The organism is Streptomyces sp. NPDC006296 (assembly GCF_040613235.1).
In the GTDB taxonomy this organism is placed as follows: Bacteria; Actinomycetota; Actinomycetes; order Streptomycetales; family Streptomycetaceae; genus Streptomyces.
The window spans coordinates 1-15,109 of sequence record NZ_JBEXRT010000036.1; the positions used below are offsets into that span (position 1 = coordinate 1).

General features: G+C 72.7%; 15 protein-coding genes and 2 pseudogenes. 11 read left to right on the top strand and 6 right to left on the bottom strand.

Features of this window, described 5'->3' with window-relative positions:
* Nucleotides 1–46 precede the first annotated feature (46 nt).
* A complete protein-coding gene (locus ABZ172_RS22885; protein ID WP_356885836.1) occupies nucleotides 47–475 on the bottom strand; it encodes a hypothetical protein in 429 nt (142 codons plus the stop codon).
* A 73-nt stretch (nucleotides 476–548) separates the two neighbouring features.
* Nucleotides 549–1,763, bottom strand: coding sequence for a phospholipase D-like domain-containing protein (locus ABZ172_RS22890; RefSeq protein ID WP_356885838.1), 1,215 nt, complete (start codon nucleotides 1,761–1,763; stop codon nucleotides 549–551).
* A 381-nt stretch (nucleotides 1,764–2,144) separates the two neighbouring features.
* Between ABZ172_RS22890 and ABZ172_RS22895 the strand changes: the two genes are divergently transcribed.
* The 4 genes from ABZ172_RS22895 (at nucleotide 2,145) to ABZ172_RS22910 (ending at nucleotide 6,146) form a co-directional block, all read left to right on the top strand.
* Nucleotides 2,145–3,569: a PepSY domain-containing protein gene (locus tag ABZ172_RS22895; protein WP_356885840.1), complete on the top strand. Its 1,425-nt coding sequence runs from the start codon at nucleotides 2,145–2,147 to the stop codon at nucleotides 3,567–3,569.
* Nucleotides 3,570–3,757: 188 nt separating this feature from the next.
* The gene (locus tag ABZ172_RS22900) at nucleotides 3,758–4,288 is read left to right on the top strand and encodes a putative immunity protein (RefSeq protein ID WP_356885842.1); all 531 of its coding nucleotides are present in this window, start codon (nucleotides 3,758–3,760) and stop codon (nucleotides 4,286–4,288) included.
* Nucleotides 4,289–4,425: 137 nt separating this feature from the next.
* Complete coding sequence (locus ABZ172_RS22905) at nucleotides 4,426–5,286, top strand: hypothetical protein (protein ID WP_356885844.1); 861 nt, start codon at nucleotides 4,426–4,428, stop codon at nucleotides 5,284–5,286.
* A 158-nt stretch (nucleotides 5,287–5,444) separates the two neighbouring features.
* Nucleotides 5,445–6,146 carry a sigma-70 family RNA polymerase sigma factor gene (locus ABZ172_RS22910; RefSeq protein ID WP_356885846.1) on the top strand — a complete coding sequence of 234 codons (702 nt, stop codon included), beginning with the start codon at nucleotides 5,445–5,447 and terminating at the stop codon, nucleotides 6,144–6,146.
* Here the strand turns inward: ABZ172_RS22910 and ABZ172_RS22915 are convergent.
* Together ABZ172_RS22915 and ABZ172_RS22920 are read right to left on the bottom strand one after the other, a co-directional pair.
* Entirely contained in the window at nucleotides 6,123–7,109 is a 987-nt protein-coding gene (locus ABZ172_RS22915) for a DMT family transporter (RefSeq protein WP_356885848.1), read from the bottom strand. The genes ABZ172_RS22910 and ABZ172_RS22915 overlap by 24 nt on opposite strands.
* A 44-nt stretch (nucleotides 7,110–7,153) precedes the next feature.
* Nucleotides 7,154–7,762 carry a TetR/AcrR family transcriptional regulator gene (locus ABZ172_RS22920; protein ID WP_356885850.1) on the bottom strand — a complete coding sequence of 203 codons (609 nt, stop codon included), beginning with the start codon at nucleotides 7,760–7,762 and terminating at the stop codon, nucleotides 7,154–7,156.
* 178 nt (nucleotides 7,763–7,940) lie between these two features.
* On the opposite strand from ABZ172_RS22920, the gene ABZ172_RS22925 reads away from it, so the two are divergent.
* From ABZ172_RS22925 to ABZ172_RS22935, 3 genes are all read left to right on the top strand, one after another.
* Nucleotides 7,941–8,846 carry a metallophosphoesterase gene (locus tag ABZ172_RS22925; protein WP_356885852.1) on the top strand — a complete coding sequence of 302 codons (906 nt, stop codon included), beginning with the start codon at nucleotides 7,941–7,943 and terminating at the stop codon, nucleotides 8,844–8,846.
* Nucleotides 8,843–9,514, top strand: a complete 672-nt coding sequence (locus ABZ172_RS22930; RefSeq protein WP_356885854.1) for a 4'-phosphopantetheinyl transferase superfamily protein — start codon at nucleotides 8,843–8,845, stop codon at nucleotides 9,512–9,514. Before ABZ172_RS22925 ends, ABZ172_RS22930 begins: the two co-directional genes overlap by 4 nt.
* Nucleotides 9,515–9,617: 103 nt before the next feature.
* Nucleotides 9,618–10,100 (top strand): hypothetical protein, encoded by a 483-nt coding sequence (locus ABZ172_RS22935; RefSeq protein WP_356885856.1) that lies wholly within the window; start codon nucleotides 9,618–9,620, stop codon nucleotides 10,098–10,100.
* Nucleotides 10,101–10,132: 32 nt separating this feature from the next.
* On the opposite strand, the pseudogene ABZ172_RS22940 reads toward ABZ172_RS22935, so the two are convergent.
* A pseudogene (locus ABZ172_RS22940) lies at nucleotides 10,133–10,876 on the bottom strand (IS5 family transposase); the annotation flags it as partial.
* 218 nt (nucleotides 10,877–11,094) lie between these two features.
* On the opposite strand from ABZ172_RS22940, the gene ABZ172_RS22945 reads away from it, so the two are divergent.
* Complete coding sequence (locus tag ABZ172_RS22945) at nucleotides 11,095–11,382, top strand: hypothetical protein (protein WP_356885858.1); 288 nt, start codon at nucleotides 11,095–11,097, stop codon at nucleotides 11,380–11,382.
* A gap of 18 nt (nucleotides 11,383–11,400) precedes the next feature.
* Nucleotides 11,401–12,263: pseudogene (locus ABZ172_RS22950) on the top strand (IS5 family transposase).
* Between the two features lie 15 nt (nucleotides 12,264–12,278).
* Here ABZ172_RS22950 and ABZ172_RS22955 read toward each other — a convergent pair.
* Nucleotides 12,279–12,743 carry an NUDIX domain-containing protein gene (locus ABZ172_RS22955; protein WP_356885860.1) on the bottom strand — a complete coding sequence of 155 codons (465 nt, stop codon included), beginning with the start codon at nucleotides 12,741–12,743 and terminating at the stop codon, nucleotides 12,279–12,281.
* Nucleotides 12,744–13,226: 483 nt separating this feature from the next.
* Here ABZ172_RS22955 and ABZ172_RS22960 point away from each other — a divergent pair, with 483 nt between their 5' ends.
* Complete coding sequence (locus ABZ172_RS22960; RefSeq protein ID WP_356885862.1) at nucleotides 13,227–13,976, top strand: SDR family oxidoreductase; 750 nt, start codon at nucleotides 13,227–13,229, stop codon at nucleotides 13,974–13,976.
* A 110-nt stretch (nucleotides 13,977–14,086) separates the two neighbouring features.
* Nucleotides 14,087–14,782: a TetR/AcrR family transcriptional regulator gene (locus ABZ172_RS22965; RefSeq protein ID WP_356885864.1), complete on the top strand. Its 696-nt coding sequence runs from the start codon at nucleotides 14,087–14,089 to the stop codon at nucleotides 14,780–14,782.
* Nucleotides 14,783–15,109: the final 327 nt, after the last annotated feature.

A 15,109-nucleotide genomic window follows, 5' to 3' on the forward strand; every position in this document is an offset into this window, starting at 1 on the left:
AGGCCGGACCGCGGTCCGGCCTCCGCCCCACTCCGCGTCCCCGCGGTCACTGCGGCCGGCCGAGCGCCCAGCCCGACACGTCGGCCAGCCGGCCGCGCCACAGGGGCAGCCGCAGGGACCCCGCACCGCCGAACACCAGCGTGGCGTCCCTGAGGTGGATCCACCGCGGCAGGTGCGAGACGCCGTCCTCGCCCGTCAGCTCCCTGATGCCCTGGTCCACCGTCTCCGGGAACTCCGCGATCAGATGGGCGCCCTCGCCCTCGACCTGGCGCAGGCTCCGCGCCCAGTCGGCCTTCCACGCCTCGTGGCCGATCAGGTCCCCGTGCAGCACACCCCCGGACACGGACAGGGTGACCGGCAGACTGGAGCGCTGCTCCCGGTCCAGCAGCTGGATCAGCAGCTGGAGCTGGAGATCGGGGACCGGCTCCGTCACGACCGGGGCCGCTACCGGCCGTGTCTCCGCGGACTCGCTCATGTGCACTCCTTCTTCCGCCCGACAGGCGACAACCGTCTGCCCCCGCCGGGGGCGGTCATACGTCCGCGCGTCCTCACAGGAAGCGGCGGATCGGCAGCACCGCCGCCTCGCGCACCCGCTGCACGGGGGAGCGGCGCTTCCAGCGTGCCCCGTCGATCAGCGTGCTCTTCCGGACGTCCTCCTCGAAGTGGCCGTCCAGCGTGGCGGTGAAGTCCCGGTCGAGGACCGCGAGCATCACCTCCTCGTCGTGTTCGAGCGAGCGGCGGTTGAAGTTCGTCGAGCCGGTCAGCGAGGCGACCCCGTCCACCGTCAGCACCTTCGCGTGGAGCATCGTCGGCTGGTACTGGTAGATCTTCACCCCGCAGGCGGTGAGGTCCTCGTAGAAGTTCTGTCCGGCCAGCTGGCACACCCGCTTGTCGGTGTGCGGCCCCGGAAGCAGGATCTCCACGGACACGCCCCTGCGCGCGGCGGCGCACAGCAGCTCGATGAAGTACGCGTCGGGCGCGAAGTACGCGGTGGTCAGCCTGATCCGCTCCTCGGCGGACTCCAGCACGACCCGGAGCAGGGTCTGCATGTCCTGCCAGCCGAATCCGGCCGATCCGCGCACGACCTGGACGACCGCGTCGCCGTGCTGGGCGGTGTCGACGAACCGGTCCCGGTCGGTGAACAGCTCGTCGTGGCACTCGGCCCAGTTCTGCGCGAACGCGGCGGCCAGACCGTCCACCGCCGGGCCCTGCACCCGGACGTGGGTGTCGCGCCACTCGTGCTCGTTGCGGGCGTCCCCGCACCACTCCTCGGCGATCCCGACCCCGCCGGTGAACGCCGTCTCCTCGTCGGTGATGAGGACCTTGCGGTGGCAGCGGTGGTTCTGCTTGAAGGGCGAGAGATAGAGCGGCTTGCGGAACCAGGCGACCTCCACCCCCGCCTCCTCCATCATGGTCAGCTGATCCTTCTCGATCAGCCGGGAGCCGAACCCGTCCAGCAGCAGCCGCACCCGCACACCGGCGCGCGCACGCTCCGACAGCGCCTCCGCGAAGTCACGGGCGATGTCCCCGCGCCAGTACACGAACGTCATCATGTCCACGGTGTGCTCGGCACCGCGGACGGCGTCCAGCATGGCGGCGAAGATCTGGTCCCCGTTGCGCAGCGGGACGAGCTGGTTCCCCTCGGTCGCGGCGATGCCGATCAGACGCTCCAGCCGGCGGCGCAGCCGCTGCGCGCGTTCCGCGTACAGGAGTGCGTCATCGGGTCTGGAGACTGCGGGCTGCTGTTCTATCTGACTGGTCATTTCTCACCTTTTATGCTGATGCCGACGGAGCAGGGCGACTGTACTCCTGTGGCCGGACCCCACGGTGCGCCGTACGGCACCGTCCGGCGGAGCCCCGCGGCGCCGGGCCGCTGCACCCGGCCGGAAGCCGGAGGGGTGGACCGTCCACCGCGGAGCGCGACCCCGGAGCGCGTCCACGGGAATCCGCCTGCCCCGCTCCGGGCCGTTTATCCGGGGGCCGCCCGCGCGGTGGCCGAGGGCCCGCGCGCGGCACGGTGCCCCGCCCCCGGACGTGTTCCACCTCACACGAAGCGCCGGGAACCTGCCGGTGGCCCGGTCCGACTACTGCACCGGCTGACCACGGGTCCGCCCGCCCGTACCGCGTGCAGAAGGAGACCGCCCATGTCCGTCGAACCGGCCGTGCGCACCGCAGACGACCCCGGGGAGGACCGGAGGCCCGATCCGCCGGGAGCGCGTGCCGCAGCGGCCTCCCTCCGCCCGCTGGTGCTGCGACTGCACTTCTACGCCGGAGTGCTGATCGCACCGTTCCTGCTGATCGCCGCCCTGACGGGACTCCTGTACGCGGCGTCCTACCAGGCCGAGAAGATCGTCTACGCCGACGAGCTGCGGGTCCCCGTGGGCGGGGCCGAACTGCCCGTCTCCGCACAGGTGGACGCGGCCCGCCGGGCACACCCCCAGGGGGAGATCAGCGCGGTCCGGCCGTCGCCTGAGGACGGGGCGACGACCCGGGTCCTGCTGTCCGGAGTGCCGGGGGTGGAGGCCGGCCACACGCTCGCCGTGTTCGTGAACCCGTACACCGGTGAGGTGGCGGGAGCGCTGGAGCAGTACGGGACCAGCGGTGCGCTGCCCCTGCGCACCTGGATCGACGAGCTCCACCGCGACCTGCACCTCGGACAGCCGGGCCGCCTCTACAGCGAACTCGCCGCCAGCTGGCTGTGGGTGATCACCGCGGGCGGCCTCGTGCTGTGGTTCGGACGCCGCCGGGCCCGGCGCAGGGTCCGCGGCGCGACGGGCCGCCGGCGAACGCTCTCGCTGCACGGCACGGTCGGCGTGTGGGCGGCGGCCGGCCTCTTCTTCGTGTCGGCGACGGGCCTGACCTGGTCGACGTACGCGGGACAGAGCGTCACCGACCTGCGCGAGGCCGTCGGGCAGTCGACCCCGGCCGTCTCGGCGGGCGTGGCGACCGGAGGCGAACACGCCGGGCACGCCGGGCACATGGGATCCGGCGGCTCCGCGGTCGCACCGGGTGCGGACGTCGGACTCGACGCCGTGCTGGAGGCGGCCCGGGCCGAGCGTCTCTCGGACCCGGTGGAGATCGTCCCCCCGGCCGACGCCTCCTCCGGGTACGTCGTCAGCCAGATCCAGCGGAGCTGGCCCGAGAAGCAGGACGCGGTCGCCGTCGACCCGGCGACCGGCGAGGTCACCGACGTGGTCCGGTTCGCCGACTACCCGGTGCTCGCCAAACTGACCCGCTGGGGCATCGACGCGCACACCGGCGTCCTGTTCGGGCTCGTCAACCAACTGGTGCTGATGGCCCTCTGCGCCGGCCTGATCCTGCTGATCGTGCTGGGCTACCGGATGTGGTGGCAGCGGGGGCGGGGCTCCGCCTTCGGCCGTCCGCTGCCGCGGGGCGCGTGGCAGAAGGTCCCGCCCCTCCTGCTGGTCCCGCTGATCGCGGGCGTGGCCGTCCTGGGGTACTTCGTGCCCCTGCTCGGCATCCCGCTGGCGGGCTTCCTCGCCCTGGACGTCCTGCTCGGCGAGTACGCCTACCGGCGCGGCAGGCGCACGTACGCCGACGCCCGGTGACGGGGCTCCGGACCCCGGCCCCGGGGAGGCCGTCCCGGACCGGAACCCGCCGGCGCCGCACCGCCACGGGACCCGGCCGGAGGGCAGCCCCGGGGAAGGGCCGCGGACCGGTCCTCCCCGGGGCCGTCCCGCCGAGGGCTGCGGACCGCGGTCTTCCCGACGGGGACCCGGTGCGACAGGATGGGGCGGTGCCCAGGGACGCGGACCGGATCGAGCTGAGCGTGGACGAACTCCGCGAGATCGCGGGCTACGCCGCCGACTGCGCGCGCAGAGTGCTGCCGGTCTTCGAGAGGCAGGTGCCAGCCGACCCCCGCCCGCGCGAAGCCGTCGACGCCGCGCGGGCGTTCGCCGGGGGCGGCCGGCGCACGAACCTGCTGAGGCGGCGCGCCTGGGCGGCGTACAAGGCCGCGGGGGAGGCCGGTCCACTCGCCGCGGCCGACGCCGCTCGGGCCGCGAGCCACGCGGCCGCCGCCGCCTTCCTCCATCCGCTGGCCAGCGCCCATCAGGTCAAGCACGTCCTCGGGGCGGCCGCCCACGCGGCACGGGCGGAGGAACGGGAAGCGGCCGGCGGCCCGGGAGCGGCGGAGTCCCTCGCACGGGCCCGTCGGCACGCCCCGGCGGCGGTCGTCGCGGTGCTCGGCCGTCTGCCCGGCGCACCCGCCGGCGGCGGACGGGTGGGCGAGCTCGTCCGCGAACTCGACGCCGCGCTCCGCGTCTGAGGACCGACCGGATGCGCGACGGCCGCGGCGGGCACCCCCGGTGCCGCAGTGCACGCACGGCATCCTCCGGCCGGCCCGCACCCGTCACCCGCCCCCCGCGCGCGAGCCGACCCGGGCGGGAGGACGACGACACCGCCGTGACGCCCGACCGGTGCTCCCGGGCGGTACGCGCCGTGCTGTTCGCAGTCGTCTGCGTGCTGCTCGCGGCGACGGGCCACGTCCTCATGTCGGGCACACCCGTGTCCTGGCCGGTGATGTCCGCGGCGCTCGTGTGCACGGCCGCTGCCGCCTGGATCCTCGCGGGCCGCGAACGCGGGCTGCTCGCCGTCACCTCGGCGGCCGTCGTCGCGCAGGCCGGACTCCACGCGGGATTCACCTGGGCCCGTTCCCTCATCGGATCTCCGCCGCCGGAGTCGTTCGCCCGGCAGTGGGCGCAGAGCCTGCTGTGCGGGGACGGCGCGGCCGTCCTGTCCGAGCGGGAAGCGGTCGCGATCGTCACGGACGCCGGGCTCGGCAGCGTCGTCTCCCGGCCGCCTCCCGGCGCCCTCGCCCCGGCGCCCGACCCGGTCGTGCACGGCCTCCACGCCCTGCACGGCATGCCCGCCGACGCCACCGGAGCGATGCAGGCCGTGCACGGCGGACCCGGTACGTCCGCCGCGTCCTCGACCGGCATGCTCGCGGCCCACCTGCTCGCAGCCGTGCTGTGCGGCCTGTGGCTCGCGCACGGGGAACGGGCGCTCTTCCGGGTGCTGCGCGCCCTCGCGGGGCGGCTCTGGACGCCGCTCCGGCTCCTCCTCCGCCTCGCCGCGCCCCCACGGCGTCCGCGTCCGCGCGTCCGGCGCGGACGCACCCGGTCCTCCTTCACCCAGCTCCTGCTGGTCCACAGCATCACCTCGCGGGGACCGCCGACGGTAACGGCTGTCGCCCCGGCCCGCCGCGCGTGGACGTTCCCGGTCCCGCACCGCGGTCCGGCCCCGGCCGGACCCGCTCCGGCCTGATCCGGACGCGGGTCCCGGGCGACAGCGGGCCTCCCCGAGCGCACGCCGGTCACCGAGCGGCGCCTCGGGCCACGGCGCTGCCCGCCGGCAGGCCGTACCCCGCACCGGCACGCCCCGCGCGACGCCGGACCTCACCCGTCTGTAAGGACCTTGTGGCGATGACCCCTGTCCCGCACCCGCCCGCCCCCGCACCCGCACGGCACCCCCGGACGCCCGACGCGACGGCCGGCCGGCCGGCGCCGGTGTCCCGGGACGGCGACCCCGTCCGGGCCGAGCGCCTGGTACGCGAACTCCACCGCGACGTCTGGCGCTACGTCGCCCACCTCAGCGGGGACGTCCAGGCGGCCGACGACCTCACCCAGGAGGTCTTCCTCCGGGCACTGACCGGCCTGCCCCGTTTCGAAGGCCGCTCGTCCGCCCGCACCTGGCTCCTGTCCATCGCCCGCCGGACCGTGGCGGACAGCTTCCGCCGGGCCGCGGCCCGGCCCAGGCTGGCGGACCGGGACGACTGGCTGGGTGCCGCGGAGCGCGCCCAGCCCCGCGGCATGCCCGGCTTCGAGGAGGGAGTGGCCCTCGCCGAGCTGCTCGCGTCGATCCCTCCGGACCGGCGTGAGGCCTTCGTCCTCACCCGGCTGCTCGGCGTCCCCTACGCGGAGGCCGCCCGGATCATCGGGTGCCCCGTCGGCACGGTGCGCTCCCGCGTCGCCCGGGCGCGCCTCGCGCTGGTCGGGCTGCTCACGGACACCGGCCCCGAGCCGGGAGCCCCCGGGCGGGACGGCCCGCCGCAGCCGGTCGGCGCGCCCGCCGGCGCACCCCGGGCGGCCCGGCCCGGCGCGCTACGCGACCTCGGGCGCGTGTGAGGGGTGCTCCCCGGCCGGAGCGCGGTGGGCACCGGACGCCTCCGCCCCCGCGCCCGGCGGGGAGCGGCGGGCGGCGGCCTCCGGCGGCCCGGCCGTGCCGCGCCTCCGTGCGGTGAGGACGGCGAGGCAGCCGACGATCAGGGCGACACCGGCCCAGCCGGCCGGCGAGAGGTGTTCGCCGACGACCAGGACCGCCAGGACGGCCGCGACGGCCGGTTCCAGGAGGCTCAGGGTGGTGGCGGTGCTCGCCGGGACGTGCGCCAGGCCCCAGCCGAAGAGCACGTAGCCGAGGAACATCGGGACCAGCGCCATGTAGGCGCCGACGGCGGCGTTGGTCCAGGACTCCAGCAGCGGTGCGCCGGTGAGCAGCAGCACGGGAGCGAGCAGCAGTCCGCCGGTCCCGAAGACGGTGCCCATGGCCGCCCCGGAGCTGACACCGCCGCCGATCAGGCGGTGGGCCGCCCAGGAATAGAGGGCGTAGGTCAGTCCGGCGGCCAGGCCGAGGGCCACCCCGAGCACGGTCGAACCCGCGGAGCGCGTCCCCGGCCCCCCGGCGTCCGCTCCGGCCGCGCACAGCAGCAGTGTCCCGGACAGCCCCAGGGCGGCGCCCGTGATCCAGCGGCGGGTCAGCCGGCGGCCGTCGGCCAGCCGCTCGATCAGTGCCGAGGCGAGCGGGGCCGAGCCGATCGAGACCACGGTGCCGGTGGTGACCCCGGCCAGGTGCATGCTGCTGTAGAACGCCGGCGGATAGGCGGCCACCGCCACGGCGCCGACCGCGAGCACGCCGGGGCGCCTCCGCAGCAGAGGTCCCTCACGGCGGATCCGGGGAGCGGCGATCAGGGCCTGGAGCAGCCCGCCCAGCCCCATGGCGACGGCTCCGACCGCCAGCGGGCCGACATCCGGGGCGAACGTGGCGGCGGTGCCGGTGGTGCCCCACAGCACCGAGGCGAGCAGGACGCACACCGACCCCGTCCGCACGGAGGCGGACGTGCGCCCGCCGCCCCGTGTCACAGGCGGTCCAGAAGGTCCGAGGCCATCGCCCGCGCGTGCTCGACCCGGGTGGCCGTGCCCTCCAGGCCGGCCCGCGCCATCGCCCCTTCGAGCAGGAACGCCAGGTGCTCCGCGAGCGGACGGGCCTCCTCGGGCCGCCCGGGCAGCAGCCGGCCGACGTGTTCCTCCAGCAGGGCCTCGACCTCCTCCTTGTGGCGGCGCACCGCCGTCCGGCCCTCGTCACCGGCCGGCAGTTCGGCTGCGGCGTTGAGCAGGCCGCAGCCGCGGAAGCCGCGCTCGTAGGCGAACCGGGCGTGGTCGGCGTAGGCGTCGAAGACCGCCAGCACACCGTCCCGGCCGTCCCGTGCGCCCGCCAGCCGGTGCCGGTACAGGTCCAGCCACTCCTCGTGCCGCGCGTCCAGGTATGCCCGGACCAGGTCGGCCTTGGACGCGAAGTTGTTGTACAGGCTCATCTTCGCGACACCCGCCTCGGCGGTGATCGTGTCGATCCCGGTGGCCGACACACCGTCCGCGTAGAAGCGGCGGGCTGCCGCGTCGAGCAGCTTCTGACGGGCGGCACCCTGCCGCTTCCGGGGCCGAGGCGTCGCGGAAGCGGTTCCGGTCATCTCACGTCCTCACTGATTGGGTAGGTCAGTCTACCCATATGAGGGGGTGCGGTCGGGCCGGGCGGCGCGGGCGGCCCGCTGCCACGGGCGAGACGGGCGTGACGGGCCTGCCCTCGGGCGCGGTGATCTGTCGGGCGGACCGGCCCCGGGCGGGCCGCGGAGACGGTAAATTCGAACGATGAGCTCCCCGACAGGGCCCGCCCCCCGCACACCGAACGGCGGCGGCCGGCTCCTCGCAGTCAGCGATCTCCACGTCGGCATCGCCGACAACCGCCCCGTCGCGGACCGCCTGCACCCCTACGGCGACGAGGACTGGCTGATCGTCGCGGGAGACGTGGCGGAGCAGGCCGAAGAGGTCGAGCGGGCGCTGGAGACACTCGCGGACCGGTTCGCCCACGTGGTGTGGACCCCGGGGAACCACGAGCTCTGGACGGTGGACAAGGACCCCGTGCGGCTGCGCGGCCGCGCGAGGTACGAGCACCTCGTCCAGGTATGCCGCGAGCTCGGCGTGAGCACGCCGGAGGACCCCTACCCCCACTGGCCGGGCGAGGACGGTCCGGTGGCGGTGGCCCCCGTGTTCCTCCTCTACGACTACACCTTCAGGGTTCCCGGGGCGACGTCCAAGGAGGAGTCGCTGGCGCGCGCGTACGAGGCGGGCGTCGTCTGCACCGACGAGTACCTGCTGCACCCCGACCCCTACGAGACCCGCGACGACTGGTGCCGGGCGAGGGTGGCGCTGACCGAGGAGCGGCTGGCCGCCCACGATCCCGAGGTCCCGCTGGTGATCGCCGGGCACTGGCCGCTGCTGCGCGACCCCACGTCCGTGATGTGGTACCCGGAGTTCGCCCAGTGGTGCGGTACGGAGCTCACCGCCGACTGGCACCGCCGCTTCAACGTCGCCGCCGTCGTGTACGGACACCTCCACATCCCCCGGACGACCTGGCACGACGGCGTACGGTTCGAGGAGGTCTCGATCGGCTACCCCAGGGAGTGGCGGAAACGGGGCCATCCGCGCGGACTGCTGCGGCAGATCCTTCCCCACGAGGCGCAGGAGCCCCCGGCCGTCGAGGGCGAGGGCCCGTGATCGAACGGCTTCTTCCTCCCTGGGTGGCCTGCGCCGACACCCACGACACGGACGCTCCTCCGGGCAGTCTCTACCCGGAGGAGATCCGGCAGGTGGCCGCGAGTGTGGACCGGCGCAGACACGAGTTCGCGGCGGTGCGCGTCTGCGCCAGGCGGGCCATGGCCGCACTGGGTCTGCCCCCGGCGCCGGTGCTCTCGGGCCATCGGGGTGTGCCGCTGTGGCCCGACGGGACGGTCGGCAGCATGACGCACTGCGACGGGTACCGCGCGGCGGTCCTGGCCAGGGCGTCCACGGTGCGTGCGGTCGGCATCGACGCCGAACCGAACCAACCGCTCCCGCCCGACGTGTGGGAGGTGATCTCCCTGCCGTCGGAACGCGCCCGGAGGCCCCTCGGCGCGGGCGACCAGGGCGTCCACTGGGACCGGCTGCTGTTCAGCGCCAAGGAGAGCGTCTTCAAGACGTGGTATCCGCTCACCCACGTGGAACTCGACTTCTCCGAGGCGGACATCAGCTTCCGCACCGGCCCGGACCGCGCCACCGAGGGCACCTTCACCGCGGAGCTCTCGCCGACGGCTCCGGGGATGCCGCGGACGTACGAGGGGAGATGGCTGGTCGAGGACGGCTTCGCGGTGACCGCGATCGTCCTCCCCGCGGACGGGCCGGCCTGACGGCGGCCGCTGCACCGGGACCTGCCGTCGTGTCTGATGATGATCACGTTGCGGTGACTTTTCCCTGTGGAGTCGACAGGCTGCCTATGGGAGGGTCCTGCGTGTGATCAGTCAGGATGGCGTCCAGGCCCGCGAGCTCGTACTTGTGGAGGGAGTTCGCCCGGCGCATGTTGTGCATGTTCATCGCGAAGCGCTGCGCGTGCTGCGTCAGGGCATCGACGCTGCCCACATCGACGCCTACAGCGGTGACGCCTGGCCGCCCGAGGTCCTGCACTCGTACGAGCGCGCCCTCTTGCTTGCTGGTGAGGAGGTCGCGCGCGGTCGTCGCTCCAGGCGCTCCGATCCTGAGATGGGGATCGACATCGATGTACGAGACGACGGGCAGTTCGAAGTGCTCTTGGACTTGGCTCCTTACACAATCCACGCCGAAGGCCGGCGGGACGGCCGGTTGGTCTTCAGCGCCAGCGACTCGGGAACCGCCCTGTGGATTGAGGCCACCCAGGAACAGGAAGCAGCGCTTCTGTCCCGATTGGGTCTGCTGGGAATCCCGTCGGCTGTGCTCACCGTCCTGGAACCCGGCCGCTGAGCCATTGCCGACGCGGGCTCGCGGAGCCAGAGGATCAGTGAGGCAAGGCGAAGTCCGGCCTGGTAGCGGTCCGCGAGCTTGTCGAACCGGGTTGCTACCGCGCGGAACTGCTTGAGGCGATTGAAGCACCTCTCGACAACGTTGCGGTGCTTGTACGCCCCCGGGTCGAAGACGGGTGGCCGACCGCCCCGGGAGCCCCGACGGAGCCGGTCGGTGACCTGCTCAGAGCGTTCAGGGATCGTAACGGCGATGCCGTGACGCCTGCACCAGGCGCGGATCGCCCGGGACGAACAGGCCTTGTGCGCCAGGACCCGGTCCGGGCGGGTACGTGGTCGGCCCCGCCCAGTACGCGGAACACGGACAGCGTCGAGCACCGCCTCAAACACGGCGGAGTCGTTGACGTTGCCGGGTGCGAGCACGAGCGACAGCGGCAAGCCGCGGCCATCGACGCCAGGTGAACCTTGGTAGTCAGGCCGCCCCGGGACCGGCCGATGGCCTGCCGCGCCGCCGAGCGTTCCGAATCTTCCAGCCCGTCCCCGTCGGCCTCCCCTTTTGCGGGCGCCAGCAGCGTGCTGATGGGCGCGATTGATCGTGGAGTCCACCGAAATCGCCCACTCCACCACGCCCACCGCGCCCACCGCGTCGTCACGGACCTGAACGTGTTCCAGGAGCTTCGCCCAGGTACCGTCCGCCTCCCACCGGGCGAACCGCTCATAGGTCGTCTGCCACGGCCCGTACCTCTCCGGCAGATCACGCCACGGCGCACCCGTGCGCAGTCACGACAGCACCCCGTGAACCACGTGCCGGTGATCCCGCCACGGGCGCCCGCACGCGTCCGCGCCCGGAAGCAGCGGCTCTATCCGCTCCCACGCCGTATCCGTCAACTCGCCTCGACCGGTCACAAGATCAATTGTCAGACACGACCTAGGGCCTCTCGTTTGGATCAAGGTGGGGGCGGGTGCGGCGGTCATTTCCAAGGTGGCAATCTGGGGCGATGCAACCCTGGAGCCCATCTGTTGAGAACGATCTGCGGCACCTGCTCAATGAGTGGGACCCGATCGGCGTCGCCGACGAGGTGCAGGACGAGTACGACTGCATGCTCGCTCCCATGCTCCAGCGGCTCCGTGGCGGTGCCAACGAGACGGAGATCAGTGAGTTCTTGCGGCACGAGCTGGAGGAGCACTTCGGTCTCGATCCTCTTGGCGCGCGACCGGAAGCGATGGCCAGCCGAGTGGTCGCTTGGTGGGCAGCTGGTGGAAAGGCTGATGGCGCCAGCGCGTAGCCGCTCCTCCCGGATCGTCTGTTCGTTGGTCCAGGTGTGTCGTTGACTGATGCGCAATGGGCGCGGATCGAGCCGTTACTCCCAGACCGGAAGCCGACGCGAGGCGGCCGGTGGAGGGACCACCGAGAAGTGATTGACGCGATCGCGTGGAAGTTCCAGACCGGATCACAGTGGGTGCACCTGCCGGAGAAGTACGGCAACTGGCGGGGCGTCTACAACCGGCTGCGGATGTGGTCCGCTGACGGCACCTGGGAGCGGGTCTTCGCTGCGCTGGTGGCCCAGACCGACGCCGAGGGAGACCTGAACTGGCTCGTCTCGGTGGACTCCACGATCGTGCGGGCCCACCAGCACGCAGCCGGAGCCCGCAAAAAGGGGCACCGGCCGGCGAGCCGCAAGATCACGCCATCGGCCGTTCCCGCGGCGGGTTGACCACAAAGATCCATCTCGCCGCCGATGGCAACTGCCGGCCCCTGGTCTTCCACCTCACTGCTGGACAGGCCGGCGACGCACCCGCCTTCGCTGACGTGATGGCTCGCCTGCGTGTTCCACGGAGGTGAGGGCGGCCCCGCAACCGGCCGGACGTGGTCCTGGCCGATAAGGCGTACTCCTCCCGCGCCATCCGTGAGCACCTGAGCAGGCGTGGCATTCGGGCTGTGATTCCCGTTCCGGCCGATCAACGCGGCCACCGGCTGCGGCGCGGCAGTCGTGGCGGCAGGCCACCCGCGTTCGACCGCGAGGCATACAAGCAGCGCAACACCGTCGAACGCTGCATCAATCGCTTGAAACAGTGGCGCGGGATCGCCACCCGCTACGAGAAGACTGCAGCCACCTACCTGGCCGGACTACACATCGCGGGCATCTTCCTCTGGTCTGCCCGGTGATCCAAACGAAACGGCCTAGTGCTGGATGAGGCCGCCGACCGGGACAGGGCCGACGTGGCCTGTCGCCGGAAGTACCTGGGCCAGGGACAGGCCGACGTCGACCAGCGATGACCGGCGCAGGCCGGAGACGTCGGAGAGGTCCGTCCAGACCGATTCCGTGATCTCGCCGGTCGGCTCCGGCCGGAGCCGGCCGCCGGTGATGACGGCGCGGTAGAAGACGCCGACATTCTGATGCTCAACTCCCGCACGAGCTTCGGCCGCAGGAATGACCCGTGAGTCCACGCCCAGCAGGCGATCCACCACCGCGATGCAGCCCGTCTCCTCGGCGACCTCCCGGATCACCGCATCAAACGGATCTTCGCCGTGCTCGACCCTGCCGCCCGGAAGAGTCCAGATGCTCTCGCCGGTCGGTACGCAACGGGCGAGCAGCACCCGTCCGTTCTCGATGCACACGGCATACGCCGCCAACCGGAAACTCATGTGCGTACCTCCCACGCGGACCCCGTGCAACGCCCAAGGATCCGAGCATCGTCCGGCGAGTGGAGCCGGATCAACTTCTTACGCCGTGGAGCCACCTTCCGTCCGTGCGGTGGAGCCCAAAGAAGTGCTGACAAACACCTGAGGCGCGGGTGCCTCGGGTGTGAGTGCTTCGGGTGCGGGTGCTCCAGGGGCGAGTGCCGAGCCCTGGATGGTGGCCGAGGCCCAGGCGGGGAGCGGGGCCGCACGAGGCGGCCGGAATCCGCCGGGCGGGGGAGTCGCGGCCACAGAGGTCGCGGCTCGGAGGTCGCGGCCACGGGAGCCGCGCCCGCTGGGGCGGGCCGTTGCCCCGGTGAGGGGCCTGGATGTCAACGGCGCTCCGCGCATCACCACGATCGAGCGATAGCGACGATACCGTCATGGTGTTAGCGTTGTTTACGTCAAGGTCCGTGGACCGGCGGACCTTCTTGCCACGGGAGCATCGTCATGACCGAGCAGAACACCACCACCGCACACAGGGTCGCTCTCGTCACCGGGGGATCGCGAGGCATCGGCCGTGCGAGTGCCGAGCGGTTGGGCGCGGACGGCCTCGCCGTCGTCGTCAACTACGCGGGAAACAAGGCGGAGGCGGACGCGGCCGTCGCGACCATCGTCGCTGCGGGCGGCGAGGCCTTCGCCCATCAGGCAGACGTCGCCGACGAGGCGGCGGTCGCCGCGCTCTTCGACGCGGCGGAGGAGACCTTCGGCGGGATCGACGTGGTGGTCCACGCCGCAGGGGTCATGTCCCTCTCCCCGTTGGTCGACCTCGACCTGGACGCGCTGGACCGGATGTACCGCACCAATATCCGGGGCACGTTCGTCGTCGACCAGCAGGCGGCGCGGCGACTGCGCTCCGGAGGGGCCGTCGTCAACTTCTCGACCTCGGTTCTCGGGCTGGCGATACCCGGATACACCGGCTACGCCGCCACCAAGGGGGCCGTGGAGGCGATGACGCTGATCCTCGCCCGTGAGCTGCGGGGCCGGGACATCACCGTCAATGCGGTCGCCCCCGGACCGACCGCCACCGCCCTGTTCCTGGACGGCAAGGACGAGGAGACCATCGCGAGGATGGCCGCGCAGCCGCCCCTCGAACGCCTCGGTGCCCCCGAGGACATCGCCGAGGTGGTCTCGTTCCTCGCCGGGCCGGCACGCTGGGTCAACGGGCAGGTGCTGCGGGCCAACGGCGGCATCGTCTGACAGGCGATCCCCGTCGGGCCGTCCGGTCCGGCCGCAGGTGAGAGAGGAGTGGTCATGAGCGGCTGCCGCTGTCCGGTCCGCACCGCCGGCGCCTTGATAGCGTCCTCCCGGTGAGTACACGAGCGCGCATTCTCGACGTCGCGGCCCGGCTGGTCGCGGAGTCTCCCGACGGGGAGATCTCCACGCGTGCCGTGTGCGAGGCGGCCCAGGTCGGTGCACCGGCCCTCTACCGCCATTTCGGCGACAAGGAAGGCCTGCTGTCGGCCGTCGTCGACCACGGCTTCGACGCCTACCTGGCGACCAAGCGGAAGCGTGGGGACACCACCGATCCTGTCGAGGATCTGCGGAACGGCTGGGACAGCCATGTCGACTTCGCGCTGCGGAACCCGAATCTGTACCGGCTGATGAACTCCCCGGCGATGCGGACACCGCCGGAGTCCGCGATGGAGGCGCACCGCATCCTGACGCACGATCTGGAGCGGGCGGCCGCCCGGGGGAGGCTGCGCGTCACCCCCGAGCTGGCCGCGCAGATGATCATGGCCTCCACGACCGGTGTGGCGCTCATGCTGGTGTCCCGGCCGGCGACGTTCGCGGACGCCGGGATGTCCACGCGTGTCCGCGACGCCCTGCACGCCGCCGTCTTCACGCCGGACGAACCCGTGGACGAGCCGGTCGACACGGAGGTGCCTTCCGCGGCGGCGACGCTGGGTGCCCTGCTGCGCCGGTCACACGGATCCGGTCTCAGCACGGCCGAATCGGCGCTGATGACCGAATGGCTGGACCGCGTGTCGAACGCAGACCGCTGAGCCGTCTCCCGGCCCACCGCTGACGGCCGCCGGCCCACGGCTGACGGCGCACGCCGCCCTGCTGAGGATCCAGGCCCGGGGTCAGGGCTGACGGCTACGACTTGTCCGGTCGATCATGAACGGAGTCAGATGGTGGGGGACTGCGGGCGGTTGCGCCGTCAAGGAACACGTAGCAGCCCTTGCCATATCTTGGGGTGACGGCTCGGTGCCGCTTCAGGCGGTTGATTGCTCGTTCGACGGTGTTGCGTTTCTTGCACCACTCTTCGTCGAAGCCGTGTGGTCGTCCGCCGGGCGATCCTCTCGGTGGTCGTGCAGCCTGGCTGTCGG